The organism is Microbacterium sp. P5_E9 (genome assembly GCF_054049175.1).
On the sequence record NZ_JBFUMV010000169.1, the window covers coordinates 1 to 513 of the forward strand.

Here is a 513-nt window from a genome sequence, read left to right on the forward strand (position 1 = left end):
CACCTGAACCCCGCCGTCACCCTGGGCCTGCTGATCAACGGAAAAGCGGAGTATGCTCCCGGCGTCAGTGTCGACTTCGCCTCCACGCTCACATACTTCGGCGGTGAACTCCTGGGCGCGTTCCTGGGCGCAGTGGTCATGTGGCTTGCCCACAAGCAGCACTTTGACGCCGAACCGGAGCCCGCCAGCAAGCTCGCCGTGTTCTCCACCGGCCCGGCCATCCGTTCTACCCCCTGGAACCTGATCACCGAGATCATCGGCACCTTCGTGCTCGTCTTCGTCATCCTGACCTTCGGCGGCACCCCTTCCGGCCTCGGCCCGCTCGCAGTGGCCCTGCTGGTCGTCGGCATCGGCGTATCCCTCGGCGGTCCCACCGGGTACGCCATCAACCCCGCCCGTGACCTTGGCCCCCGCATCGCACACGCGCTGCTCCCCATCAAGGGCAAGGGTTCCAGCGACTGGAGCTACTCCTGGATCCCGGTTGTCGGGCCGCTTGTTGGCGGTGCCCTGGCC

Annotated in this window: 1 protein-coding gene; it reads left to right on the forward strand. The window is 66.9% G+C overall.

Annotated features, from left to right (window positions below; all coding sequences use genetic code 11):
* Nucleotides 1-513 (forward strand): MIP/aquaporin family protein (locus ACXJ3V_RS20820; protein ID WP_457102256.1); only part of this gene is annotated, 513 nt, incomplete at both ends.